Genomic DNA, 23127 nt, shown 5'->3' with positions numbered 1-23127 from the left:
AGAGCATTTTTAGAAAATACGAATTCGACATACAGGGGTTGCTCTTCCTGGTCATTTCGGTTCTCCTCTCCCGCTCGGACAAGGAGACCAGAATGGCTCGGGCATACAGTGCGGACCTTCGCCGGCGCGTCGTCGAGGCGGCCATGGGCGGGCTGTCGGCTCGGCGGGCCGCCGAGCGATTCGACGTCGGCACGGCGACGGCGATCGTCTGGGTACGGCGCTTCCGGGAAGGCGGGGAACTCGTCGCCCGCCGACAGGGCAAGCCCCGGGGCTTGCGGCTCGATCCCCATGCGGACTACCTGCTCGGCCTGCTCGAGCAGACCCCCGACCTGACGCTGGCCGAACTCGCCGCGACCCTCGAACGGGAGCGTGGCGTCCGTGTCAGCCTGGCGACGGTGTGGACGTTTCTCGACCGGCACGCCATGACGTTCAAAAAAAGACGGCGCATGCAGCCGAGCAGCAACGGCCGGACGTCCAGGCAGCCCGACAGGGATGGATCGAGGAGCAGTCCGGTTTCGATTGGCGCAAGCTGATCTTCGTCGACGAAACCGCCGCTTCGACGAACCTGGCCCGCCTGCGGGGCTGGGCCCCTCGCGGCGAGCGCTGCCGGGCCGCGATCCCCCACGGCCACTGGAAAACCACGACCTTTACCGCCGGCCTGCGCGTGGACGGGCTAACTGCTCCGCTGGTGCTCGATGGCGCCATGAACGGCCCGGTCTTCCTGGCCTATGTCGGGCAGGTTCTGGTACCCGAACTGACGCCCGGCGATATCGTGGTGATGGACAACCTGCCGGCCCACAAGGTGGCGGGGGTACGCCAGGCCATCGAAGGCGCAGGAGCCACACTGCGCTACTTGCCACCCTATAGCCCCGACCTGAACCCGATCGAGATGGCCTTCTCCAAGCTCAAGGCACTGCTGAGAAAGGCGGCGGCGCGGACCGTGCCGGAGCTGTGGCAGAGCATTGGCGAGGCGATTGCGCAGTTCTCTGCACAGGACTGCAGGCACTACTTCGAGGCCGCCGGATATGAATCAGGATAAGGTAAAAATGCTCTATGTGCGCGCCGACTACACGATCCCGCTGCGCAACGGGCTGGACATCGAGCTGAGCAGCGACTTCAGTTGGCAGGACGAGGTGCAGTTCACCCTCGACCAGAATCCGGACACCAAGCAGGGCGCCTATGGCATCTGGAACGCCAGCATCGCCCTGGCCGATTACAACGACGGCTGGCGCGTGGCCTTTCTGGGCAAGAACCTGAACGACAAGTCCTACGCCCAGTCGCTGGCCTCCGGCGGCAACTACATCTATCGCTTCGTGCCGCGCGACGACGAGCGCTACTTCGGCGTGCAACTGCGCAAGGAGCTTTGAGCCTGCTTCCGAGCATTTTCCGCCCGGCTCGCCGGGCGATCCGATCACTTCGTTCGCCCCTGTGGCAAGGACATCTCATGAGCCAATCCTCTCGTCAACTCAGTCTCGGCGCCTTCCTCATGGCCACCGGGCATCATGTGGCCGCCTGGCGGCATCCGGATGTGCCGGCCGATCCCCTGGATTTTTCCGTTTACCGGCGTGCCGCGCAGGTCGCCGAAGCGGCCTGCTTCGATGCGCTGTTCGTCGCCGACAGCGTCGCCGTCTTCGACGACAAGGTTGCCAGCCATACCTCGCGCTCGACCTATTTCGAGCCCCTCACCCTGCTCTCGGCGCTCGCTGCGATCACCGAGCGGATCGGTCTGGTCGGCACGGCGACCACCACCTATAACGAGCCCTACCACGTGGCGCGCAAGTTCGCCTCGCTGGATCACCTGTCGGGCGGGCGCTGCGGCTGGAACCTGGTGACCTCCGACGCCGCCGCCGAAGCACAGAACTTCGGCCGCGACGAACATCTCGGGCATGCCGAACGCTATGTCCGGGCACACGAGTTCCACCGCGTGGTCACCGGCCTGTGGGACAGTTGGGCGGATGACGCCTTCCTGCGCGACAAGGCCAGCGGGCGCTTCTACGACCCGGACAAGCTGCATGTGCTTGATCACCGGGGCGAGCATTTCCAGGTGCGCGGTCCGCTCAATGTGGCGCGTTCGCCTCAAGGACGCCCGGTGGTCGTGCAGGCCGGCTCCTCCGAAGCCGGCCGCGAGCTGGCCGCCGAGACCGCCGAGATGGTGTTCACCGCACAGGCTTCGCTGGAATCGGCGAAAACCTTTTACGCCGACCTCAAGGGACGGCTTGGCAGGTTCGGCCGCGACGAGAACGCGCTGCGCATCATGCCTGGCGTCTTCGTGGTCGCCGGGCAGAGCGAGAGCGAGGCCAAAGAGAAGTTCGAGGCCTTCCAGGAGTTGGTCGAGCCGCAGGTGGGCGTCGCCCTGCTCGGGCGCATGCTGGGTAACTTCGACCTGTCCGAATACCCGCTGGACGGCCCGCTGCCGGAACTGCCGCTCACCGACAGCGGCCAGCGCAGCCGCCAGCAGCTTTTGACCGAACTGGCGGGCGCAGAAAACCTGACTCTGGCCCAGTTGGGCCGGCGCATCGCCGGCGGGCGCGGCCACTACAGCCTGATCGGCACGCCTCGGCAGATCGCCGACGAGCTACAGGCCTGGTTCGAGGAGCGCGCTGCCGACGGTTTCAATGTGCTGGTGCCGCACCTGCCGGGCGGTCTGGAAGACTTCGCCGCACTGGTGGTACCGGAACTGCAGCGGCGCGGCCTGTTCCGGCGCGAATACCGGGGCCGCACTCTGCGCGAACACCTCGGCTTGGCGCGCCCGAAAAGCCCCTTCTTCGCCTGATCGCCCACCGTCCGGAGGTTTCCCCATGACCTATGTTGCCGTGCCGAACCGCTACGAGCGCATCCCCTACCGCCGCGTTGGCCGCAGCGGCCTGGTGCTGCCGGCCCTGTCCCTGGGGCTGTGGCACAACTTCGGTGACAGTAGCCCGCTCGACACCCAGCGCGCCCTGCTGCGCGCCGCCTTCGACCTCGGCATCAACCACTTCGACCTGGCCAACAACTACGGGCCGCCCTACGGCAGCGCCGAGACCAACTTCGGCCGCCTGCTGCGCGAGGATTTCCGCGCCTATCGCGACGAGTTGATCCTCTCCACCAAGGCCGGCTGGGACATGTGGCCCGGCCCCTATGGACAGGGTGGCGGCTCGCGCAAGTACGTGCTCGCCAGCCTCGACCAGAGCCTCAGGCGCCTGGGCGTCGACTACGTGGACATCTTCTATTCGCACCGCTTCGACGCCGACACGCCACTGGAGGAAACCGCCGGCGCGCTGGCCGATGCCGTTCGTCAAGGCAAGGCGCTGTATGTGGGCATTTCCTCCTACTCCGCGGGCAAGACCCGCGAGATCGCCGCCTTGCTGCGCGAGCACAAGGTGCCTCTGCTGATCCACCAGCCGGCCTACAACCTGTTCAACCGCTGGGTGGAAAAGGACCTGCTGGCCACCACCGAGGACCTCGGCGCCGGCGTGATCGCCTTCACCCCCCTGGCCCAGGGGCTGCTCACCGACAAGTACCTGGATGGCATCCCCGCCGATGCGCGGATCAACCGTCCCGGCGGCGCCTCGCTGCGCCCCGAGCACCTGTCCGAGGCGAACATTCGGCGTGCCCGGGCGCTCGCCGAGATCGCCCGCCGGCGCGGCCAGAGCCTGGCTCAGTTGGCCCTGGCCTGGACCTTGCGCGATCCACGGGTGACCTCGGCATTGATCGGTGCCAGCCGCCCGGAGCAACTCGTCGAGAACGTCGCCGCTCTGGATAACCTGGCGTTTAGCACCGAGGAGCTGGCCGAAATCGACCGCCATGCCGTCGAAGGCGGCATCAATCTCTGGGAAAAGCCCTCGAGCGACTGGCAGGCATGAAGATGAAGACTTTCCGATTCGGCATGCTTCTGTTTGGACTGTTGGCCTTCGCCCAAGTGTCGCTCGCCGATCCGACGGTCTTACGCATTGGCTACCAGAAAGCGTCGAGCAGTCTGGTCCTGGCCAAGCAGCACGGCCTACTGGAGAAACGCTTTCCTCGAACTCGCATCGACTGGATCGAATTCCCTGCCGGTCCGCAGATGCTCGAGGCGCTGAACATCGGCAGTCTGGATATCGGCTCCACGGGCGACATCCCGCCGCTGTTCGCCCAGGCGGCCGGTGCCGACCTGCTGTACATCGGCGCCGAACCGCCCAAGCCACGGGCCGAAGTGATTCTGGTGGCGCCGGACAGCCCGATCCGCAGCGTCGCCGAGCTCAAGGGGCGCAAGGTGGCCCTGCAGAAAGGCTCCAGCGCGCACAACTTGCTGCTGCGCGCGCTGGCGGCGGCCGGCCTGTCCTTCGTGGATATCCAGCCGGTCTACCTGCCGCCGGCCGACGCCCGCGCCGCCTTCGAAAGCGGCCGGGTGGACGCCTGGGCGATCTGGGACCCCTTCTATTCGGCCGTCGAACTGGAGGGACGCGCACGCCTGCTGGCCAACGGCGAGGGCCTGGGGCTGCTCGGTCCGTTCTATCTGGCGGCACGTTCCTATGCCGAGTCCGATCCGAACTTCGTGAAAGCCGTGCTGGATGAGCTGGAGCAGGCGGAAAGACGGCTCCAGAGCGACAGGGCCGGCAGCATCCGTCTGCTCGCCGGGTTCACCGGATTGCCGGAGGCGGTGATCGAGCGGACGTTCAGCCATCGCCCGGTAGCGTCCGTCCTGCCCATGAGTGCGGAAATCGTCGCCGCCCAGCAGCGCACTGCCGACCTGTTCCTGGAAAACCGTCTGCTGCCGAAACGGGTGGATGTCTCCGCTGCCGTCTGGCGGCCATGACCGGCAATGCACGGCCGCGGCCAATCGACCGGGCGCTCGGAAACCTCCCGGATCGTACCCTTGAACCCATGGAGCGCAACGATGGGAAACGCCCTTGGCGCCGGCAGAGCGCCTCATATGCCGAAGCATGAAGAACGCCAGACGGAAAAGGCGCCGGCATTCGACGCAGCGCGACCTCAGGCGTTGGAGGCATCGCGTTTCAGAGTCGCCAACCGATCCCCAAGGAGAGAAGTTCTGGCTCTGGGCATGCTGGCGGCCCTGCTGCTGCACGCCGGCGCCCTGCACTGGCTCGGCCGGCACAGCGCACCGCCCCTGCCGGAAGTCCCCGTGCAAATCCCCCCCATGACCATCGAGTTCAGCAGCCCGGCGCCACCCGCCGAGCCGGTCGAACCGACTCCGCCGCCACCGACGGTCGCCGCACCGGAGCCGCCTCCCCCTCCGCCGGTGGTCGAGGAACTGGCCCCCAGAAAGGCGCCGCCCAAGCCGCCCAAACCCCAGCCGCCCAGGCAGAAGGCCGAAGCCAAGCCGGCCAGGACGCCTCCGGCCAAAGCCGAGGCGCCACCCGCTCCGGCGGCTCCCCCGGCGCCGGCCGCCCCGGCATCGGCGCCCGCGCCCGCCCAGGCCCCGCTCACGCCACCCTCGGCCGGCGCCGGCTATCTGAAGAACCCGGCACCCGAATACCCGGCCCTGGCCCTGCGCCGCAACTGGGAAGGCAGCGTCCTGCTGCGCGTGCATGTGCTGGCCAGCGGCAGGCCGAGCGAGATCCGCGTCCAGCAGTCCAGCGGACGCGACCTGCTCGACGAAGCCGCGGTCGCCGCGGTCCGCCGCTGGAGCTTCGTCCCCGCCAAGCGCGGCGACCAGGCCCAGGACGGCTGGGTGACCGTGCCCATCGATTTCAAACTGAACTAACCCATCCGCACCCTTCTTCAGGAGGAACCCACCATGGATCTGCTCGGCAACCCCTTCGCCTCGGTCGAACATGTCGTCATCTGGGTCTTGATCGGCTTTTCCGTCCTCACCTGGGGCCTGGCCCTGATCAAGGCCATCCAGTTCGCCCGCCTCGGATACCGCGACCGCCGGCTGCTGAAACACTTCTGGCAAGCGCCCAGCCTGGACAGCGCCGCCGAACTGGTCCAGCGCCAGGCCGGCGCCGTGGCCCATGTCGCCCAGGCCGGCTTCGCCGCCATCCGGGAGGAGCCCGGCCAGCACGACCTGGCCCATTCGATCAACCACCAGGACCGCCTCGAACGGGCCCTGCGCCAGCAGATCCAGCGCGAGCGCCGCTCCCTGGAGTCCGGCCTGGCGGTGGTCGCCTCGATCGGCTCCACCTCCCCCTTCATCGGCCTGTTCGGCACCGTCTGGGGCATCATGGAAGCGCTCAAGGGCATCAGCGCCGCCGGCTCGGCCAGCCTGGAAACCGTCGCCGGCCCGATCGGCGCCGCCCTGGTCGCCACCGGCGTGGGGATCGCCGTCGCGGTGCCCGCCGTGCTGGTCTACAACTACTTCCTGCGCCGCCTGAAGCTGACCGCCGCGGACCTCGACGACTTCGCCCACGACTTCTACAGCCTGGCGCAGAAGAGCGCCTTCAAGCTGATCCCGTATCCGCGCGCCGGCCGGAGCCAGGGTGTCCAGCACGTCAAGGAGGCGATCTGAGATGGCCTTCTCGACCCAGGAAAGCGACGAAGTCCTCAGCGAGATGAACGTCACGCCGCTGGTCGACGTGATGCTGGTGCTGCTGGTGGTGTTCATCGTCACCGCGCCGATGCTGACCAACAGCATCCCCATCAACCTGCCCAAGACCGAGGCGGTCGCCCCGCCGGACACCAAGGACCCGCTGGTGGTGAGCATCGACGGCAGCGGCAAGCTGTTCATCAACAAGGACGAGATCCAGCCCGACCTGCTGGAAAGCAACCTGCAGGCGGCCAAGGCTGCGGATGCCGAGCTGCGCGTGCAGTTGCAGGCCGACGACCAGGTGGACTACGGCGTGGTGGCCAGGGCCATGGCCGCCATCGAGCGGGCGGGGATCACCAAGCTCGCCGTCATTACGGCGCGCTAACGGGCGTCGAGCCGCCTCTTTCCCGGCAGGGAAAGGGCGGCCTGGTTTTGATCAGAGAAAATTCAGCGTCTGGCCGATCAGTTTCCGGAAAAAGTCGACGGGCCCCTGCAGGTTGCCCAGAAAGCGCGGCTGCAACAGCCACAGGTCGATCGTCGGCTTGAAATCCTTGAGACTCACCACGGCCAGCCGCTCGTAATGGGCGCTGCGCTCCAGCAGCGGTCCGGGAACCAGCCCCAGGCCCAGGCCGTCGGCGACCAGGCCCAGTTGCAGCTCGACGCCGAAGGTTTCCAGGTTGACCCGCAGTTCGAGCCCCTGCTCCATCAGGGTGTGCTGCAGGCTGGAGCGAAAGCCGCAACCGTCGGGATTCAATACCCAGCCGTTCTGGTAGCAGTCGACCAGCCTGCAGGGACGCTTGGGCGCCTGATCCTTCGCGCAGACCACCAGCAGGTTCATGCTGCCGAGGCTGTTGGCCACCACGCTGCCGGAGAACACCTTGCGGGATGGAAAGAACGCGACGGCCGCATCCAGTTCGTCCTTTTCGATGCCACTGAGCAGATGGCTTCCCCAATCCGTGGATACCTGGGTGTTCAGGTCCGGATAGGCCGCCTTCAACTGCTTGAAGGCATGCGGCAGCACGGCATCGCTCAGGGTCTGCGGAACGCCGATGCGCAACATGCCGCTGGGCAGCCGGTCGCTGGCCACCAGTTCGCGCAGGTTTTCCATCTCGCGCAGGATCGCCAGGCATTGCTTGTAGACGCGCAAGCCGATGACGGTCGGCTTGAGCGGCTTGGTGTTGCGGTCGAGCAATTCGACCCCCAGGTCGTGCTCGAGATTCTGGATGCGCCGGGTGATCGCCGGCTGGGTCAACTGCAACGACTCCGCGGCGTGGATGATCGACTGGCAGCGGACTGCCGACATGAAGGCCGTTATGTCATCAAGCTTCATTCGGTATGAACATAATGAGGAAATGGAAAATGTATAAAAATGATAATTCCAATCCTCTTGCCAGGCCAGTGCGACAGGATGGCCGGCCGCCGCGGGCGGAAGATGGTAGGCGCCGGCCGGGGCCTCACGCCAGGCGTCTCGCACTATAGCGGTTGACGGGCACGTCCAGGCCCAGGTTGTCGCGCAGGGTATGGCCGGCGTATTCCCGGCGGAACAGGCCGCGCGCCTGCAGAACCGGCACCACCAGCTCGGTGAAGGACTGCAGGCTGTCGGGCAGCAGCGAACCGATGGTGAAACCGTCCGCCGCGCCCTTCTCGAACCAGTGCTGCAAAGTGTCGGCGATCTGCTCCGGCGTACCGACGAACGCCCGGTTCGGCCGGGAAAAGCGCAGGGCGGCCTCGCGCAGGCTGAGTCCCTCCTCCCTGGCCACCCGCTTGATGTGGTTGGACTCGCCCTGCTGGCTGTCCCTGCCGATATCGCCCAGTTCGGGGAAGGGCTCGTCGAGGGGATATCGCGAGAAATCGTGATCGTTGAAGGGACGCCCCAGCGCGACGAGGGCATCCTCGATGGACACCAGGTCGACGGCCTGCCGGTAACGCCGCTCGACCTCGGCCGGGTCGCGTCCGACGATCGGCCGGATGCCCGGCAGGATCGACAGCTTCTGCGGGTCCCGGCCGTATTGGGCCGTGCGCGTCTTGATGTCCCGATAATAGGCGAGCGCTTCGTCGAAAGACTCCGGATTGACGAAGATCGCATCGGCGTTCTGCGCCGCGAAGTTGCGCCCCTCCTCCGAGCTGCCGGCCTGGAAGATGACCGGTTGTCCCTGGGGCGAACGGGCGATGTTCAAGGGCCCCTTGACGGAAAAGAACTCGCCCTGGTGGTTGAGCGCATGCAGCCTGTCGGGATCGAAGAATTTGCCGCTCGCCTTGTCGCGGACGAAGGCATCGTCCTCCCAGGAGTCCCACAGGCCCTTGACCACGTTGAGGTGCTCCCTGGCGATCCGGTAGCGCAGGTCGTGCGGCGCGTGTTCGGGCCGGCCGAAGTTGTCGGCCGTGCCGGACAGCCAGGAGGTCACCACGTTCCAGCCGGCCCGCCCGCCGCTGATATGGTCGAGCGAGGCGAACTGGCGGGCCAGGTTGAAGGGCTCCGTGTAGCTGACCGTGGCGGTGCCGACCAGGCCGATGTGCTCGGTCACGGTGGCCAGCGCGGAAAGGATGGTCAGGGGTTCGAAGCGGTTGAGGTAGTGCGGGCTGGATTTCTCGTGGATGTGCAGGCTGTCGGCGATGAACAGGAAATCGAACCTGCCCGCCTCGGCCAGTTGCGCCTGCTGCCGGTAGAAACGGAAATTGACACTGGCATCGGCCACGGCATCCGGATGGCGCCAATCGCCCCAGCCGTGGCCGACACCGTGAATGATCGCACCCAGTTTGAGTTGCCTCGGGCCACCCATAGCTATTTCTCCGTCATCGAAAACAACCGATATCGGCCAAAGCAGTCGGTCTCGGCTCAAGGAGGCTGCAGGCTGGAAACGGTCATGGCCTGCGGCTTCGCCCAGGCACTTCCCCGACCGAGGCATTCCCCCGGGGCGAGCGTGCCGCCACCCTGTCATGGCCGGGCGGGGTCGCACACGGGGGCCTCTTCGGACGAATCGGCGAGGTTCGCCTCCACCGGGAATGGGGTCGGCCTGGATCAACGTTATTACTATAAAAAATATGTGTGAAATTATTTTTGGCTATAAATAAATGATGATTACGCCATTGACGATCGCCGACGAGCTCACCCGAAAAGCGCCTTAGGGCCAGACGTCCCTGGTCCACAGGGGGGCGACATCCAGCCGCTGGTCCAGTACGCCGGCCTCGTGGAACAGATCCGCCACCTCCTGCTGGGAAGCGATCGCCGCGTCGTCGACGGGAACCATGCGATAAGGCTCGCTGTGTGCCCGGAACTGATCCATGAACAGGGAAGCGTCGATGCCGGTGATCGCCGCGCTTTTCTTCGCCCAGCGCTCCGGGTTGGCCTGCACCCAGTCCCATACCTGCTGTTCCCGCGCCAGATAATCCTTGATCGCCGCGACCCGGTAGGGGTCCTTCAGGGATTCGGCGCGGGCGGCGATCACGTAATTGCCCGACAGATAACCCAGCGCGGTCTTGATGATGCGCGCGCCGGTCCTGGCGAGCGCGATCTGGATATGGATGCCATAAATCACCCAGGCATCCAGTTGTCCGCTCTGGAAGGCGGAAAAGCCGTCCTGCGGCGTCAGCCCCACCGGCTCGATGTCGGCCAGGCTCAGGCCCTGCTCCTTCAAGGCCTTGATCAGGAAGTAGTGGGACGTCGTCGAACGCACGAAGCCGACGCGCTTGCCCTTCAGTTCGGCGATCTCCCGGATGCCGGAGCCCCGCGGCACCAGGAAGACCTGATTGTTCACGTCGCCACGCAGCACGGCGATCAGCTTGATGGGCGCCCGGCTCCGGATGGCGAACACTGGCGGGATTTCGCTCATGCTGCCGACATCCAGGCTGCCGGCGGCCAGTGCCTCGACGATCAGATTGCCGCCGGCCAGTTCCGCGTAGCTGACTTCATAGGGAGGCGGCGCCACACCGGCTTCCTCGAAAAAGGAAGGCGCGGCGCCCTTGTAGGTACCGACCCCCAACCGGGTGCGGGACAGATCCAGCGGGCCGCTCGCGGCCACGCCCCAGCGGCTCGCCAGCGCCGCCCCCGCCAGCAGGCTTCCCGTCAACAGGATGCGACGGCGATTCATCGAAGGATATTCATCCGGCATTGCCTGCCCTCTCTCTTCGTTACCGGGAAAACGCGACGCCGCATCGGCCGGCCGACGCCGCTCAAAAGTCGTACGCGAGTTTCGTGTACCAGGCACCGCCGCCGGGGTGGAAAGGCGGATTCCCGTACTCGGGACCGCCGATCGCCTGGTGGACGCCGTTCTTGTCGGGACGGACGTCGAAGATATTGTTCCCGCCCAGGCTGAGGGTCAGGCTGTCGAACAGGGTGTAGGAAATGTCCAGGTCGGTGATCCACTTGTGGCCGAAGGTGCGATCCTGGGCCTCGTTCTGCTGCCAGGTTTCCACCGAGCCGTAGCGGGTGACCATCAGGTTGACCAGAAAGTCCCTGATCGACCAGTTGGCGCCCAGCATGGTCTTGGTGTGGGGCATGGCCGATACCAGGGTGCCTTCGGCGGCATGGCCGACCAGTTCGATCCCGGACCCCAGCCCGGCGGGCGTGCTGCTCTTGCGGCTGCGGATGGTGGTGTTGTTCCAGTTGAAGCCCAGGGTCCAGCGCACCTCGCCGAACCTGCCGAAGTCGGTGGTGTGGTCAGCCACCAGGTCCAGCCCGCGGGTACGGGTGTCGAAGGCGTTGGTGTAGAAGTTGATCCAGTCGGTGCGTTCCAGACCGTAGGCGGCCAGGATGTCTCCCATCCCGCCGTTGCCGCCGGAGCGGTCGTAGAGGTTCTCGGTCAGGGCGATGCGGTCGTCCACATCGATCACATAGAAGTCCAGGGTCACGCTGGTGCGCGGCGCCGGCTGCCAGGTCAGGCCCAGGCCCAGGCTCTTGGTGCGCTCGGCCTCCAGTTCGCTGCCACCCAGGGCCTCGGCCAGGGCGGAGTCCGGCCGGATGGTCCGGCGCAAGGCCGGCACCACCACGCCTTCCGCATTGAAGGCGGTACGGTTGTCGGAGACGGTGTAGCCGATCTGGGTCAGGGAAGGCGCCCGGATACCGGTGCCGAAGTTGCCGCGCACGGCCAGGGTATCGGTCAGCTCGTAGCGGGAATTGACGCTGAAGCTGAAATTCTCGTTCTCCATTATGTCGTCGAAGTGTTCCAGGCGCCCGCCCAGGCCGATGGACCAGCGCTTGGTGGGGTGCAGGTTGAGGGTCAGGTACAGGGAAGAGGTGTTGCGCTGTTCGTCCGCCTCGTCCTCGGGACGGATGGTCACCGCTCCCTGGGCGCCGACCATGGGCTGAGGGCCATTGGCCGCGTACAGGGGGTTCAGGGACCCATCGGCCAGGTACTGCGAGTAGGTGTAGGGTCCGACGCTGTAGCCCTTCGGGTCGCCATCGAAGGTGCGGAAACGCTCCCAGCGGTTCTCCAGTCCCATTTCCAGATCCACCGGGAAATTCAGGAGGGGAAACTTCTCGAAGCCGTGGCTGATATCGAGGTTGGTCGAGAGCTGCTCGAACTGGAAGGTGGCCAGGTCGTCGAACGAGGTGGGCGAGTCCGGGCCGTAGGTGGGGTTGAGCGTCAGGTCGCTGGCGTGGCTGTTGCGGTTGCGCCCGTAGACGGTGCTCAGGTCCCAGTCCCACCCGGAGGCGTCGCCCTTGGCGCCCAGCAGCAGCGAATAGTCGATGTTCTCGATGTTGTTCAGCGGGAAGTAGCCATCCGGGAAAAGCTCCGGGATCGAGGCGTTGCCGTTGGCCGGACGCATGTTGTTCTGCGCTTCGCTGCGGCGTTCGCCATAGGTGCCGTAGGAATAGAAGCGGGCCAGGTCGCCCAGGGCGAATTCGGTGTTGAAGGCCCAGTTGTAGGCCTTGAGCTTGGGATCGCCGTTCTTGACCCGCACATGGTCCCAGGCGGCCTGGCGATCGTCCTCGAAGAAGGCGCGGTTGTCCGGGTCGGCCTTTTCGCCCCAGTAGGCCATGCCGCGCTTGCGGGCATCCAGGGAGATCTGCAGGAAGCCGTCGTCGCCGATGGCGAAACCGCTGTTGCCCTCGAACTTGGCGGTTTCGCCCCGGCCGGAATAGAGCTGCCCGTAACTCGTGCCGATATGCGTGCCCGCGGGGTCCGAGCGCAGGATGATGTTGATGACTCCGGCGATGCCGTCGGCGCCGTACTTGACGCCGGCGCCGTCCTTGAGCACTTCGATGCGCTCGACGGCGCTGATCGGGATCATGTCGATATCCACCGGGTTGTGACCGCTGTTGTCGGTCGAACCGCTGGCCGGAACCGAGCCGTTGTGGCGGCGCTTGCCGTTGACCAGCACCACGGTGTAGGCCGGGTTCAGGCTGCGGTTGTTCAACGGCCGCACCGTGGATTGGACGCCGGCGATGTTGGTGCCGAAGTTGAACGACGGCAGCAGCTTGGAAATGGCCTCGGACAACTCCGCGCGCCCGGTCTTCAACAATTGCTCGCTGTTGATGATATCGATGGGGGTCGCGCTCTCGACCACGGTGCGCTGGTTGCTGCGTGCCTTTTCCGCCGTCCTGCCGGAGGTCACCGTCACCGTCTGCAGTGCCGTGTCGCCCGCGACCTCTTCGGCCTGCGCCAGCGGGCACAGGCCGAACGCCAGTAGCAGGCCGGAAAGCTTCAATCCGATGGGTTCCCTTTCGGGCATGCGCCTGCTGGATGGGAGCGGCTCCGCCCCGGCCCCTGTGGAGGAAAATCGTTGCAATGGGTACGGCATGGAGGGTCATTCCTTACTTCAAAGTTCCTGATTCCGAAACCTCCACAACGTCAGTGGTCGGTGCGTGGACGCAGACTAATTGCATAAGAAATCCCAGTGAAATCACCATTAGCAATATTAAAATAATTAATATTTATTTATTGAAAATAAATTTTTATTATTTTTTGCGCGATGCGCGGCCCATGCACGGGTGCCGCCGATGCGGGCCATGAGTTGCGGGACGGTGCTTTGCGAACGGTCGGAAGCCGCTGCCGGACGGCGACGTTCGAAAGGTGGGCGATCGGCGGGCGGCGAGGTGGAGCGGTACGAGAGGCCGGACTCGTCGCCATGCAACGGCGCTCGTGCGCCATCCGGCCGGCGGGCCTTGGCGGCTCGGCGAAGGCGCGCGCTCCAAGGCCTGCCCCAGGTCCCCGCCCCTTGCCGGGCAGGCCACGGAGCGACGCGGCTTGCGCCGGGCCGGCATCGAAAGCCTGGCCACGGAAGCGGCACGAAGCGCGCTCCCGCGTGCCGGTGCCGCGGGAGCGTTATCCGGCCAGCGCCCGCCTGGAGGCGGCAGGCGGAAAGGACTCGCCACCGCTCCGCTGCTCCTGCGCGCCCTCCTCCCCGCGCTCCACGGCCACGCCGAGCAGACCCAGCAGTTGCGCGCGGATGGCATTGAAGCCTTGCTGGCCGTTGTCCCGGGGTCTCTCCAGGGCGACCCGGATCTCCCTGGCGATGCGGCCGTCCTTCAGGACGATGATCCGGTCGGCCAGCAGGATGGCCTCGTCGACATCGTGGGTCACCAGCAGCACGGCGGGCTTGTGCGTCTGCCAGAGTTCGATGATCAGCCGGTGCATGCGGATCCGGGTCAGGGCGTCCAGGGCGGCGAAGGGTTCGTCGAGCAGCAGCAGTTCCGGCTCCCGGACCAGCCCGCGCGCCAGGGCGACCCGCTGCGCCTCGCCGCCCGACAGGGTGCCGGGATAGGCTTCGAGGCGATGGGCCAGCCCCACCTCGGTCAGGGCCTGGATGGCCCTCTGCCTGGCATCGCCCGCGCGCAGCCCTAGGGTGACGTTCTTCCAGGTGCGTTTCCAGGGCATCAGGCGCGGCTCCTGGAAAACCGCGGCGCGCGCTTCGGGGACCTCCAGCCGCCCGCCGTCGACCTCGTCGAGACCGGCCAGCGCCCTCAACAGGGTGGTCTTGCCGGAACCGCTCGCCCCGAGCAGCGCGACGAACTCGCCGGGAGCGATATCCAGGTCCAGGTTGTCGATGACTCGGTTGCCGCCGAACTGGCGGACGATCTGCTGCAGCCTGACGGCCGGCCGTTCGCAAAGGTACTGGGTGGTCATGGGCTCAATTCCCGACGAAAGAAGGACGCCAAGCCAGGGCGAAGCGTTCGAGGGTGCGGATCAACCCGTCGATCAGCAGCCCCAGCACGCTATAGATGAGCAGGCAGATGACGATGACATCGGTGCGCATGAAATCCCGCGCATCGCTGGCCAGGAAGCCGATGCCGGCGGTAGCGTTGATCTGCTCGACGAACACCAGGGCCAGCCAGGAAATGCCCAGCGAGTAGCGCAGCCCGACGAAGAAGGACGGCAGGGCGCCGGGCAGGATCACGTGCCAGATCAGTTCCCGGCGGTTCAGGCCCAGGGTATTGGCGGCCTCGACCAGCTTGGGATCGATGTTGCGAATGCCGGCGAACAGGTTCAGGTACACCGGAAAGGTCGTGCCCATCACGATCAGGGCGATCTTGGTGAACTCGCCGATGCCGAACCACAGGATGAACAGGGGCACCAGCGCCAGCGACGGCACCGTCCTGAGCATCTGCATGGGCGAGTCCAGGACGAGTTCGCCGCGCCTGGACAGGCCGCTGATCAGCGCCGCCACGGTACCGATGCCGACGCCGATGGCCAGGCCCGACACGGCCCGCTGCAGCGAGACCGCCAGATGCCTGCCCAGCTCGCCGCTGGCGATCATCGCCCAGAGCGTCTCGCCGATGGCGCTGGGGGCCGCGATCACCCGGGCCGGAATCAGCCCCGTCTGCGCGGCCAGTTCCCAGAGCAGCAGGATGGCCAGCGGACTGGCCAGGCGCCGGGCGAAATCGGGCGTTTTCCAGCCTGCGCCGTACCTGGCCAGGCGATCGCCGATCCATTGCCGTGAGAGCCGGCCCGCCGGAAATAACGATCCGTTGATTTTTCCAGTCATGCTTACCTCATGTCCCGCAGGGCCCGATGTGCAGGTATGCCGGTCCGGGACGGCCGGCCACCCGCCCTGCCGGGAGGATGGCCGGCCGCCGTTCAGCTCTTGTAATCGCTGCCGCGCCGTTCGAGTTGCCGGATCGCGGCGCTCCAGTGGCGGGTGATGCCGGGGTGTTCGCCGTCGGCGAACACCGTGGCCTGGCGGCGCACCTTGTCGATGGCCGCCTGCGGAGCGAACAGCAGGCCGTCGTTGCCGCCCGCCTGGGCGGCGATCTGGATGGCGCAGGCGTTTTCCAGGCCATGCAGCAGGCGGAAAGCGTGCTCCACGCTGACGCCGCCGGCCAGCAAGCCGTGGTTGCGCAGGATCAGCACATTGCGCTCGCCCAGGTTGGCGATCAGCCGCTCCTGCTCGTCCAGATCCAGCACCACCCCTTCGTAGGTGTGATAAGCCACCCGGCCGTAGTAGGCCAGCGCGTGCTGGGACAGCGGCAGCAGGCCCTCCTTCTGCGCCGACACGGCGGCGCCGTGGCGGGTATGGGTATGCAGGACGGCTTTCAGATCGGGACGGGCCCGGTGGATGGCGCTGTGGATCACGTAGCCGGCCTGGTTGATGCCCAGCCCCAGGGGGTCGTCGATGATGGTGCCGTCGATATCGATCTTGACCAGCGTCGAGGCGGTGACTTCGTCGAACAGCAGGCCGAAGGGGTTGATCAGGAAATGCTCTTCGGCTCCCGGCACGCGCACGGAAAAGTGCGTGTAGATGTGGTCCGTCCAGCCGTACAGGGCGGCCAGTTGGTAGGCCGCCGCCAGCTTGACGCGAACCGCCCACTCCTCGGGAGCGATATCGGGGCGGGGAGCGGCGCTGTGAGCGGTTTCGGGTTTCACCAGTACGGTCATGCTTCATTCCTTCCTTGTGGAGGTGTGGTCTTGAACGTTTTCCTTCAGTAGCCCCGGGCGACGTCCACGAGGCCGATCAGCTCCCGCTGCGCCTTGAAGCGCTCGAAGTTCTCGAGAAAGCGGGCGGCGACGTTCTTCTGGCTGTCCGCCGAGATGGCGGAGGTGTGCGGGGAAATCCTGACCCGCGGATGCCGGTAGAGCGGATGCCCCGACGGCAGCGGCTCCGGGTCGGTGACATCGAGCGTGGCCAGGCTCAGGCGGCCGGCGTCCAGGGCCTCCAGCAGCGCCTGCTGATCCAGCAGGCCGCCACGGGCGATATTGATCAGGTGCTGCCCCGCCCTGGCGCGCCCGAGCACGTCGCGGCCGACCAGATGCCGCGTCTCGGGCGTCAGGGGCGCGGCGATGACCAGATGGTCGGCACGCTCGGCCAGATCGAGGATGTCCCGCGCCGACTCGACGCCCGGATGATCGACGGGCCGGTTGTCCTTGCGCAGCGCCAGCACCCGCATGCCCAGCGCCAGGGCCTTGTCCGCGAGGACCTGGCCGATCGAACCGAAACCGAGGATGCCCAGCGTGCTGCCGCGCAGTTGTCCGAGCGGCTGCAGTTCCCAGCGCGCGTCCTTGACCCAGAGTTCCGGGAAGCGCTTGGCCGCACAGAAGATCGCCGCCAGGGCGAACTCGGCCAGGGCATGGGCCGCCGTCCCCTTGGCGCTGGTCACCCGGGGCAGCTCGAACAGCCAGTCGGGATAGGCGTCGATGCCGGACGAAGCGAGTTGCACCCATTCCAGCCGGAACGGCCAGCCCTCGGGGGGATGGGTCAGGGACACGCCGCGGACATTGATCGGCCGCACGACGAGTACCCGGGTTTCGGCGGGAATGCCCGCCAGCGACTGGTTTTCCAGCTGGACGATCCGCTCGTCCGGCAATTGCGCCTGAAGATACCGGTTCGCCTCGCCGTCGAGTTGGCTGGCGATGGTGATTCCGCTCATGCTTTCGCTCCTTCGGTTGTGTGCAGCGCCGCCTTGCCGATCCCGCCGAAGACCACGTCGTCCTGCGGGGTGTGCACCCTGGCGCAGAGTACGTCCCGGTAATGCCGCTCCAGCGGATAGCGGCGGGAAAGCCCCGGATTGCCCGCCGCCTCGACGGCCAGCTCGACGGCGCGTATGGCGTTGCCGGTCACCAGTTGCTTGATCTGCCCGGCATGTCCGGGCGGAACCTGCCCGGCGGCGGCCGAATCGAGCAGGTTGCGGTTGGCGAACAACAGGGTGTCGATGCGCCCGACCAGTTCCTGGAAACGCGGCAGGCTCGCCAGCGTGGCGCCGAGGTTCGATGGCCTGCGCGTCTGCAGCCAGGCGACCAGCCAGTCCCTGGCGGCCTGGGCCACGCCGTCGTAGAGCGAAGACAGCAGTACGGCCATCCACAGGGCGCCGTCGGCATTCAGCTCCGCGACGGGCGCCAGCCAGGGGCTGACGTTCACCGCATGGTCGAGCGGCACCCGGACATCGGTGAAATCGACCCGATGGCTGCAGGTGGCACGCATTCCCAGGTGATCCCAGTCCTCGACGATGCGGATGCCGGGGCTGTCCTTGCGGACCAGCCATGCGCCGACCAGCGGCTCCGGGTCGTCGCTGCGCGCCCAGACCAGATACCAGGTGATGCCGACGCTGCCGGTCGAATAGATCTTGCTGCCGTCGATGATCCAGCCGTCGGGGGTGCGCCGCGCCAGGGTGGCGGGCAGTCCGCCGCGGGCCGGCGTGCCCAGTTCCGGCTCGACGCGGAACGAGTTGATCAGCGCGCCGTCGCGCACCGCCTCTTGCACCACCCGCCGGCGCAGGTGTTCGGGCCAGGAGGCGCTGTGCTGCAGGGTACGCTGATGCAGGTACTGCATGACCAGGATGAGCGCGGTCGAAGGCTCGCCCCTGGCGACTGCCGAGACGACCTGCCGGGCCTCGCCCAGGCCGGCGCCGCCGCCGCCCTGCTCGCGCGGCACGGTGAAGGCCAGCAAGCCGCGCTCATGCAGGTACTGGAAATTCGCCCAGGGAAAGTTTCCGGAACGGTCGTATTCCGCGGCGGTCGCGGCCAGGAACCGGGTAAGCTCGGCCAGGAACCCTTCCGGGCTCCCGCCCCCCGCCGGACCTCGATCGCCCGCCGCCGGGGAAATGGCGGGCTGCTGCACTGAAAGACTCATGGACTACCTTCGCCGTGAAAGTTGCGACAGGACATGGGCTCCGGATGCAGTGGCAAGGTGGAAGCACACTGGATATCCAGATCGCCTCCACCTGGCGGGGTCGGTCTCGAAAGACCTTATTCATATAAAAGAATGCTGTAAAAGTCTTTTTAGCTATAAATTAATTATGATTTTTTATTATTTTTATCGATAAAATTATTTTTTATTTTCATATATTGCGGATCGATTCGCGGGCCGGAAAAACTCCCTGCCACGGCCATCCGCCCCCCGCACGAGAAGAAGAGCGGCCGCTCGTCGTCCGCAGCGAAGTGGCGGGAGGCGGATGCGAACGGCCCCGGCGGTCGGCGCGACAGTATCGGGCGACGCCTCTTCCCGGTGTCTTGCGCTTGATTGATGGCTCGCATAAATTGCGAAACATTCTCAATTGAATCGGTTTCCCATGAGCGATGCCATCCGCGACGCAGCCGAGCCGCCCCATCGGGCGGTCGGCCTGCTCTACCAGAATCATCACACCTGGTTGGTCGGCTGGCTGCGCCGCCGGATGGACTGCTCGCACAGCGCCGCCGACCTGGCCCAGGACACCTTCGTGCGCCTGATCGGCGGCAGCCTGCCCGAACTGCGCGAGCCCCGGCATTATCTGGTCACCGTGGCCAAGCGCGTGCTGATCGACCACTTCCGCCGGCGCACCCTCGAGCGCACCTATCTGGACGCCCTGGCCCGGCAGCCCGAAGCGGAAGAAGTATCCCCGGAAGTCCGCCTGCAGATCGTGGAAACCCTGCTCGCCCTGGATGCCATGCTGCTGGGGTTGGGCCACAAGCCGCGCCAGGCTTTCCTCATGTCCCAGTTGCTGGGAATGAACTACGCCGAGATCGCCGAACGCCTCGGCGTTTCGGTCAGCTCGGTGACCAAATATATCGCCAGGGCTACCGAACAATGCCTGCTGTTCGCCCTCGACGCGGACCTCTGATGCCCAGCGACCGGCAACGCGACGCCCTGCGCATGGCTGCCCGCTGGCACGCCGTGCTGTGCTCGGACGAGGTCCGCGAGGAAGATCGCGCCGCCTGGCGCGCCTGGCGGGCCCAGGCGCCGGAAAACCAGTGGGCCTGGCAGCGGATGGAACTCCTCCAGCGGCAATTGCAGGACCTGCCGGGCAACCTCGCCTTCCAGACGATGAGCGAAGAGCCACGACTCGGCCGCCGGACCCTGCTCAAGGGAGTGATCCTGGCCGGAGGCGCCGCAACGCTGGGCTGGACGGCCAGACAAGGCCTGCCCTGGCAGGAATGGCTCGCCGACCAGCGCAGCGCCATCGGCGAACGGCGGCGTCTGACCCTGGAAGACGGCTCGCGCCTGGTACTCAACACCGACAGCGCCGTGGATGTCCGTTTCGACGGGCAGCGGCGCCTGATCGAACTCCACCGCGGGGAAATTCTCGTCGAAACCGCCAGGAGCCTCGGCGGCGACGAACGCCCTTTCGTCGTCTCCACTCATGACGGACTGATCCGCGCCCTGGGCACCCGCTTCATCGTCCGACAGCATCGGACGTTCAGCGAAGTGACCGTCCTGGAGCATGCCGTCGCCGTGAGCAACGCGGCGCCGGGGGAAACCATCGTCCAGGCCGGACAGGCGCTCGCCTTCGACGCCGGACGAAACCTCCCCCGCCGCTTCGACCCACTGGCCGCCGAATGGGCGAATGGCCGCCTGGTGATCGACGACTGGCGGCTGGCCGACCTGCTCGACGAACTGGCGCGCTATCGTCCGGGCTTTCTCTCCGCCGATCCGGCGGTGGCCGACCTGCGCCTGTCCGGCGCCTACCCGCTGGACGACACCGACCGGGCCCTGGCCGCCATCGTCCACGCCTTGCCGGTTCGCCTGTCCAGCCACACCCGCTACTGGGTGCGGCTGCTGCCGAAGGGCCGATGACCCGCCGCCCCGAAAAAACTTTCACGGCCATTGTCGATTTCCCCCCGCCCATACGACCCCTGTTGCAAATGAGAACGAAAGTCTCTCCGGGAGGAGAACATGCAGCAGGATCGAACCCGATACACGGGCCCCATGAAACCACTGGCCGTCGCCATCCTCGGCGCGACCCTGATATTCCAGCAGGCGCTGCTGGCGCCGCTGTTCGCCGCCGGCTCCGCCGCCCGGGCCGACGACGCCAGCCGCCGCTTCGACGTCGCCGGTGGCCCGCTCGGGCAGGTGCTCGGCCAGTACGCCAGCCAGGCCGGCGTGGTGCTGTCCTTCGATGCCAGCCTGACCACGGGCAGGCACAGCGACGGGTTGAACGGCAGTTACGGCATCGCCGAAGGTTTCGCCCGGATTCTCGCGGGTAGCGGCCTGGAAGTCCGCTTCGTCGATGAAAGAACGGTGCTGTTGCAGAAGGTTCCGGAAGATTCCGCAGTCGTGAGCCTGGATGCGATGCGGGTGGAAGACAACGCGCTCGGCACCATCACCGAGCAGACCAAATCCTATACGCCGGGCACCATCGCGACCGCTACCCGACTGGTACTGACGCCTCGCGAGACACCGCAGACCGTCACGGTCGTCACTCGCCAGCATATGGACGACTTCAATCTCACCAATATCAACAAGGTGATGGATCACACGCCAGGTATCACGCGGCATGGCACGGATAACTATCGATCCTATTACTATGCCCGTGGTTACCAGATCCAGAACTTTCAATACGACGGTATTCCGGTTTTGACCGGTACCGACATGGGCAATACATCGGTCGATATGATCCAGTACGATCGAATCGAGGTCATCAAAGGAGCCAGTGGCCTGACTACCGGCGCGGGTGCTCCGGGTGCCACTATCAACCTTGTGCGCAAGAAACCTACCCATGAATTTTCCGGGCACGCCACGGCCGAATATGGTCGCTGGGATAATTACCGCACCGAATGGGATGTAGGTGGTCCTTTGAACGAAAGCGGTAGTGTTCGTGGCCGTTTCGCGACAGCATTTCAGGATCAGCAATCCTTCATGGATCATTTCAAGGAGCAGACTCGGGCACTGTATGGAATCTTGGAAGTAGATCTATCCTCACAGACCTTGTGGACCATTGGAGCCAACTATGACAAAAGAATCCCAACTGGTAATAACTGGGCAGGAACACCAGTTTTTGATAGCCATAATAATGAAATAAACACGTCGCGATCCTTCAATCCTGGAGCAACTTGGTCGCGCGCAGAGCAGTTCAGCCATGCCTTCTTCACCCAGCTTGATCATGAGTTCGATAATGGCTGGAATAGCCGAATTTACTACACATTCCAGAGAAATGCATATGATGCTAATCTAGGAAGCATTAAGTCTATCCCAAGTGCTGACAATGGCAGCGCCACATTGCAATCTGGCCAATATAGAACAAAAATAAGAACACAGGCATTGGAAGCCTATGCCCGTGGTCCTTTCGAACTATTTGGACGCACACACGAATTGGCAGTAGGTGTCAGTGGATATCACAACCATCTCAAAGGGTCAGGACACAACTCTGTTAGAACAACCATTAACTTCTGGGACTGGAATGGTCGTATAGAGCGACCGGACTGGGGTGGTATCCGTTATCGCACCGAAGATCGAGTCAACCAACGTGCCTACTACGCCAGTGGCCGCTTCAGCCTGACCGATGATCTCGCCGTGATTCTGGGCGGCCGTGTGACCAATTATCGCCGGGGTGGCGACAGCAATATGCGCGAAACGGGCGAAGTGGTTCCTTTCGCGGGTATCACCTACGACCTGAACGACAATTTTTCGCTGTATGCCAGCTACACCAAGATATTCCAGCCGCAAAGTGCTCGGGATGAAAACTATGCCGTACTCGATCCGGACGAAGGCGATAGCTATGAGGGCGGGCTCAAGGGCGAATGGTTCAATGGTCGGTTGAATGCCAGCCTGGCTTATTTCGAAATCCGCCAGGACAATCGTGCCGAATTTGTAGGCTGGAATGCCGAACGAAACTACAGCATGTATGAAGGAAAGAAAGCCAAGACCAAGGGTATCGAACTGGAGATCAGTGGCGAATTGATGCCTGGCTGGAATATCCAGGCGGGCTTTACCCATCAGGTCATCCGAGAGGATGAAACCAACGAGAAGCTGACAACTTTCGAACCGGAAAACCAATTCAAGCTCTATACGACCTACCGGTTGCCCGGCAGGTTTAGCCGAATCACTATCGGCGGCGGTGGCAGTTACCAGGGCACGACTTGGCGGGACGGTACCGATGTTCTGGGTAATGAGCACCAATACCGTCAGGAAGCCTTCTGGTTGGTCAATCTGATGGGCAAGTATCAGATCACCGACAATCTCTCGGCCACGCTCAATATCAATAACCTGTTCGACAAATATTATTACTCCAATTACGGAGAGGTATGGACCGGCGTAGCTACCAAAACCTATGGCGAACCTCGCAATATGATGTTGACGACTCGCTGGGATTTTTAATCGTCGCCTCTTTCAATCTCGGCGGCCGTTCGATACAACCCGCCAGCCATGGCAATGGCCCACGCCCGAATTGGCGGGTTGCACCTGCCCTACCCTCTGACCGATCTACCCGGCAATGTAGGGCGGACAACGCCGCAGGCTTGTCCGCCACGGTGGATGGCTTCGGCCATCCCCCCTACTGAGCCACGCCACCACGATCCTTGTGTGAAGCGGATTCATCCGCGACTCAGGCAACGCCC

At 65.0% G+C, this 23127-nt stretch carries 19 protein-coding genes and 1 pseudogene; 11 read left to right on the top strand and 9 right to left on the bottom strand.

Annotated elements, in window-relative coordinates; translation table 11 throughout:
• Window positions 1-92 precede the first annotated feature (92 nt).
• The 8 genes and pseudogenes from AVCA_RS09930 (at window position 93) to AVCA_RS09895 (ending at window position 6830) form a co-directional block, all read left to right on the top strand.
• Window positions 93-1039, top strand: a protein-coding gene (locus tag AVCA_RS09930) for an IS630 family transposase (protein ID WP_407919053.1) whose coding sequence is annotated in 2 segments (ribosomal slippage) — window positions 93-438 and window positions 438-1039 — 948 coding nt in all. Because the reading frame shifts where the segments join, the coding sequence is not laid out codon by codon here.
• Window positions 1040-1052: 13 nt separating this feature from the next.
• Window positions 1053-1367: pseudogene (locus tag AVCA_RS09925) on the top strand (TonB-dependent receptor); the annotation flags it as partial.
• Between the two features lie 77 nt (window positions 1368-1444).
• Window positions 1445-2773 (top strand): LLM class flavin-dependent oxidoreductase, encoded by a 1329-nt coding sequence (locus AVCA_RS09920; RefSeq protein ID WP_012700769.1) that lies wholly within the window; start codon window positions 1445-1447, stop codon window positions 2771-2773.
• A gap of 25 nt (window positions 2774-2798) precedes the next feature.
• Window positions 2799-3842 carry an L-glyceraldehyde 3-phosphate reductase gene (gene mgrA / locus AVCA_RS09915; protein ID WP_012700768.1) on the top strand — a complete coding sequence of 348 codons (1044 nt, stop codon included), beginning with the start codon at window positions 2799-2801 and terminating at the stop codon, window positions 3840-3842.
• Window positions 3839-4774, top strand: a complete 936-nt coding sequence (locus tag AVCA_RS09910; RefSeq protein WP_012700767.1) for an aliphatic sulfonate ABC transporter substrate-binding protein — start codon at window positions 3839-3841, stop codon at window positions 4772-4774. The genes mgrA and AVCA_RS09910 overlap by 4 nt, the downstream gene beginning before the upstream one ends.
• 81 nt (window positions 4775-4855) lie before the next feature.
• Window positions 4856-5683: an energy transducer TonB gene (locus tag AVCA_RS09905; RefSeq protein WP_012700766.1), complete on the top strand. Its 828-nt coding sequence runs from the start codon at window positions 4856-4858 to the stop codon at window positions 5681-5683.
• Window positions 5684-5716: 33 nt separating this feature from the next.
• Window positions 5717-6427, top strand: a complete 711-nt coding sequence (locus AVCA_RS09900; RefSeq protein ID WP_012699477.1) for a MotA/TolQ/ExbB proton channel family protein — start codon at window positions 5717-5719, stop codon at window positions 6425-6427.
• 1 nt (window position 6428) lies between these two features.
• A complete protein-coding gene (locus tag AVCA_RS09895; protein WP_012699476.1) occupies window positions 6429-6830 on the top strand; it encodes an ExbD/TolR family protein in 402 nt (133 codons plus the stop codon).
• A 51-nt stretch (window positions 6831-6881) separates the two neighbouring features.
• Here the strand turns inward: AVCA_RS09895 and AVCA_RS09890 are convergent, their stop codons facing one another.
• The 9 genes from AVCA_RS09890 to AVCA_RS09850 form a co-directional block, all read right to left on the bottom strand.
• Complete coding sequence (locus tag AVCA_RS09890; protein ID WP_041807141.1) at window positions 6882-7775, bottom strand: LysR family transcriptional regulator; 894 nt, start codon at window positions 7773-7775, stop codon at window positions 6882-6884.
• Window positions 7776-7899: 124 nt separating this feature from the next.
• On the bottom strand, window positions 7900-9225 hold the full coding sequence (locus AVCA_RS09885; protein ID WP_012700763.1) for an LLM class flavin-dependent oxidoreductase: 1326 nt from the start codon (window positions 9223-9225) through the stop codon (window positions 7900-7902).
• 342 nt (window positions 9226-9567) lie between these two features.
• A complete protein-coding gene (locus AVCA_RS09880; protein ID WP_012700761.1) occupies window positions 9568-10554 on the bottom strand; it encodes an ABC transporter substrate-binding protein in 987 nt (328 codons plus the stop codon).
• Window positions 10555-10615: 61 nt separating this feature from the next.
• Window positions 10616-13117, bottom strand: coding sequence for a TonB-dependent receptor plug domain-containing protein (locus AVCA_RS09875; RefSeq protein ID WP_012700760.1), 2502 nt, complete (start codon window positions 13115-13117; stop codon window positions 10616-10618).
• Between the two features lie 593 nt (window positions 13118-13710).
• Window positions 13711-14511 carry an ABC transporter ATP-binding protein gene (locus tag AVCA_RS09870; protein WP_012700759.1) on the bottom strand — a complete coding sequence of 267 codons (801 nt, stop codon included), beginning with the start codon at window positions 14509-14511 and terminating at the stop codon, window positions 13711-13713.
• Between the two features lie 4 nt (window positions 14512-14515).
• On the bottom strand, window positions 14516-15370 hold the full coding sequence (locus tag AVCA_RS09865) for an ABC transporter permease (RefSeq protein ID WP_012700758.1): 855 nt from the start codon (window positions 15368-15370) through the stop codon (window positions 14516-14518).
• Window positions 15371-15462: 92 nt separating this feature from the next.
• Window positions 15463-16260, bottom strand: a complete 798-nt coding sequence (locus tag AVCA_RS09860; protein WP_012700757.1) for a class II aldolase/adducin family protein — start codon at window positions 16258-16260, stop codon at window positions 15463-15465.
• A gap of 44 nt (window positions 16261-16304) precedes the next feature.
• Window positions 16305-17249, bottom strand: coding sequence for a D-isomer specific 2-hydroxyacid dehydrogenase family protein (locus AVCA_RS09855; protein ID WP_012700756.1), 945 nt, complete (start codon window positions 17247-17249; stop codon window positions 16305-16307).
• A complete protein-coding gene (locus AVCA_RS09850; RefSeq protein WP_012700755.1) occupies window positions 17246-18448 on the bottom strand; it encodes an acyl-CoA dehydrogenase family protein in 1203 nt (400 codons plus the stop codon). The genes AVCA_RS09855 and AVCA_RS09850 overlap by 4 nt, the downstream gene beginning before the upstream one ends.
• A gap of 439 nt (window positions 18449-18887) precedes the next feature.
• Between AVCA_RS09850 and AVCA_RS09845 the strand changes: the two genes are divergently transcribed.
• The 3 genes from AVCA_RS09845 (at window position 18888) to AVCA_RS09835 (ending at window position 22888) form a co-directional block, all read left to right on the top strand.
• The gene (locus AVCA_RS09845; protein ID WP_012700754.1) at window positions 18888-19415 is read left to right on the top strand and encodes a sigma-70 family RNA polymerase sigma factor; all 528 of its coding nucleotides are present in this window, start codon (window positions 18888-18890) and stop codon (window positions 19413-19415) included.
• Window positions 19415-20368 (top strand): FecR domain-containing protein, encoded by a 954-nt coding sequence (locus AVCA_RS09840; RefSeq protein ID WP_012700753.1) that lies wholly within the window; start codon window positions 19415-19417, stop codon window positions 20366-20368. The genes AVCA_RS09845 and AVCA_RS09840 overlap by 1 nt, the downstream gene beginning before the upstream one ends.
• A 132-nt stretch (window positions 20369-20500) precedes the next feature.
• Entirely contained in the window at window positions 20501-22888 is a 2388-nt protein-coding gene (locus AVCA_RS09835; RefSeq protein WP_012700752.1) for a TonB-dependent siderophore receptor, read from the top strand.
• The last annotated feature ends 239 nt before the right edge of the window (window positions 22889-23127 follow it).

Origin of the sequence: Azotobacter vinelandii CA (genome assembly GCF_000380335.1) — a bacterium.
In the GTDB taxonomy this organism is placed as follows: Bacteria; Pseudomonadota; Gammaproteobacteria; order Pseudomonadales; family Pseudomonadaceae; genus Azotobacter; species Azotobacter vinelandii.
Note: the sequence above shows the minus strand (reverse complement) of the source record. Positions and strands in the feature narration are given on the sequence as shown.

What these genes read in the sequence shown, in the direction of transcription:
- AVCA_RS09920 (WP_012700769.1), top strand. Translation starts at nt 1,445, where the DNA reads ATGAGCCAATCCTCTCGTCAACTCAGTCTCGGCGCCTTCCTCATGGCC.
- mgrA (WP_012700768.1), top strand. Translation starts at nt 2,799, where the DNA reads ATGACCTATGTTGCCGTGCCGAACCGCTACGAGCGCATCCCCTACCGC.
- AVCA_RS09910 (WP_012700767.1), top strand. Translation starts at nt 3,839, where the DNA reads ATGAAGATGAAGACTTTCCGATTCGGCATGCTTCTGTTTGGACTGTTG.
- AVCA_RS09905 (WP_012700766.1), top strand. Translation starts at nt 4,856, where the DNA reads ATGGGAAACGCCCTTGGCGCCGGCAGAGCGCCTCATATGCCGAAGCAT.
- AVCA_RS09900 (WP_012699477.1), top strand. Translation starts at nt 5,717, where the DNA reads ATGGATCTGCTCGGCAACCCCTTCGCCTCGGTCGAACATGTCGTCATC.
- AVCA_RS09895 (WP_012699476.1), top strand. Translation starts at nt 6,429, where the DNA reads ATGGCCTTCTCGACCCAGGAAAGCGACGAAGTCCTCAGCGAGATGAAC.
- AVCA_RS09890 (WP_041807141.1), bottom strand. Translation starts at nt 7,775, where the DNA reads ATGAAGCTTGATGACATAACGGCCTTCATGTCGGCAGTCCGCTGCCAG.
- AVCA_RS09885 (WP_012700763.1), bottom strand. Translation starts at nt 9,225, where the DNA reads ATGGGTGGCCCGAGGCAACTCAAACTGGGTGCGATCATTCACGGTGTC.
- AVCA_RS09880 (WP_012700761.1), bottom strand. Translation starts at nt 10,554, where the DNA reads ATGCCGGATGAATATCCTTCGATGAATCGCCGTCGCATCCTGTTGACG.
- AVCA_RS09875 (WP_012700760.1), bottom strand. Translation starts at nt 13,117, where the DNA reads ATGCCCGAAAGGGAACCCATCGGATTGAAGCTTTCCGGCCTGCTACTG.
- AVCA_RS09870 (WP_012700759.1), bottom strand. Translation starts at nt 14,511, where the DNA reads ATGACCACCCAGTACCTTTGCGAACGGCCGGCCGTCAGGCTGCAGCAG.
- AVCA_RS09865 (WP_012700758.1), bottom strand. Translation starts at nt 15,370, where the DNA reads ATGACTGGAAAAATCAACGGATCGTTATTTCCGGCGGGCCGGCTCTCA.
- AVCA_RS09860 (WP_012700757.1), bottom strand. Translation starts at nt 16,260, where the DNA reads ATGACCGTACTGGTGAAACCCGAAACCGCTCACAGCGCCGCTCCCCGC.
- AVCA_RS09855 (WP_012700756.1), bottom strand. Translation starts at nt 17,249, where the DNA reads ATGAGCGGAATCACCATCGCCAGCCAACTCGACGGCGAGGCGAACCGG.
- AVCA_RS09850 (WP_012700755.1), bottom strand. Translation starts at nt 18,448, where the DNA reads ATGAGTCTTTCAGTGCAGCAGCCCGCCATTTCCCCGGCGGCGGGCGAT.
- AVCA_RS09845 (WP_012700754.1), top strand. Translation starts at nt 18,888, where the DNA reads ATGAGCGATGCCATCCGCGACGCAGCCGAGCCGCCCCATCGGGCGGTC.
- AVCA_RS09840 (WP_012700753.1), top strand. Translation starts at nt 19,415, where the DNA reads ATGCCCAGCGACCGGCAACGCGACGCCCTGCGCATGGCTGCCCGCTGG.
- AVCA_RS09835 (WP_012700752.1), top strand. Translation starts at nt 20,501, where the DNA reads ATGAAACCACTGGCCGTCGCCATCCTCGGCGCGACCCTGATATTCCAG.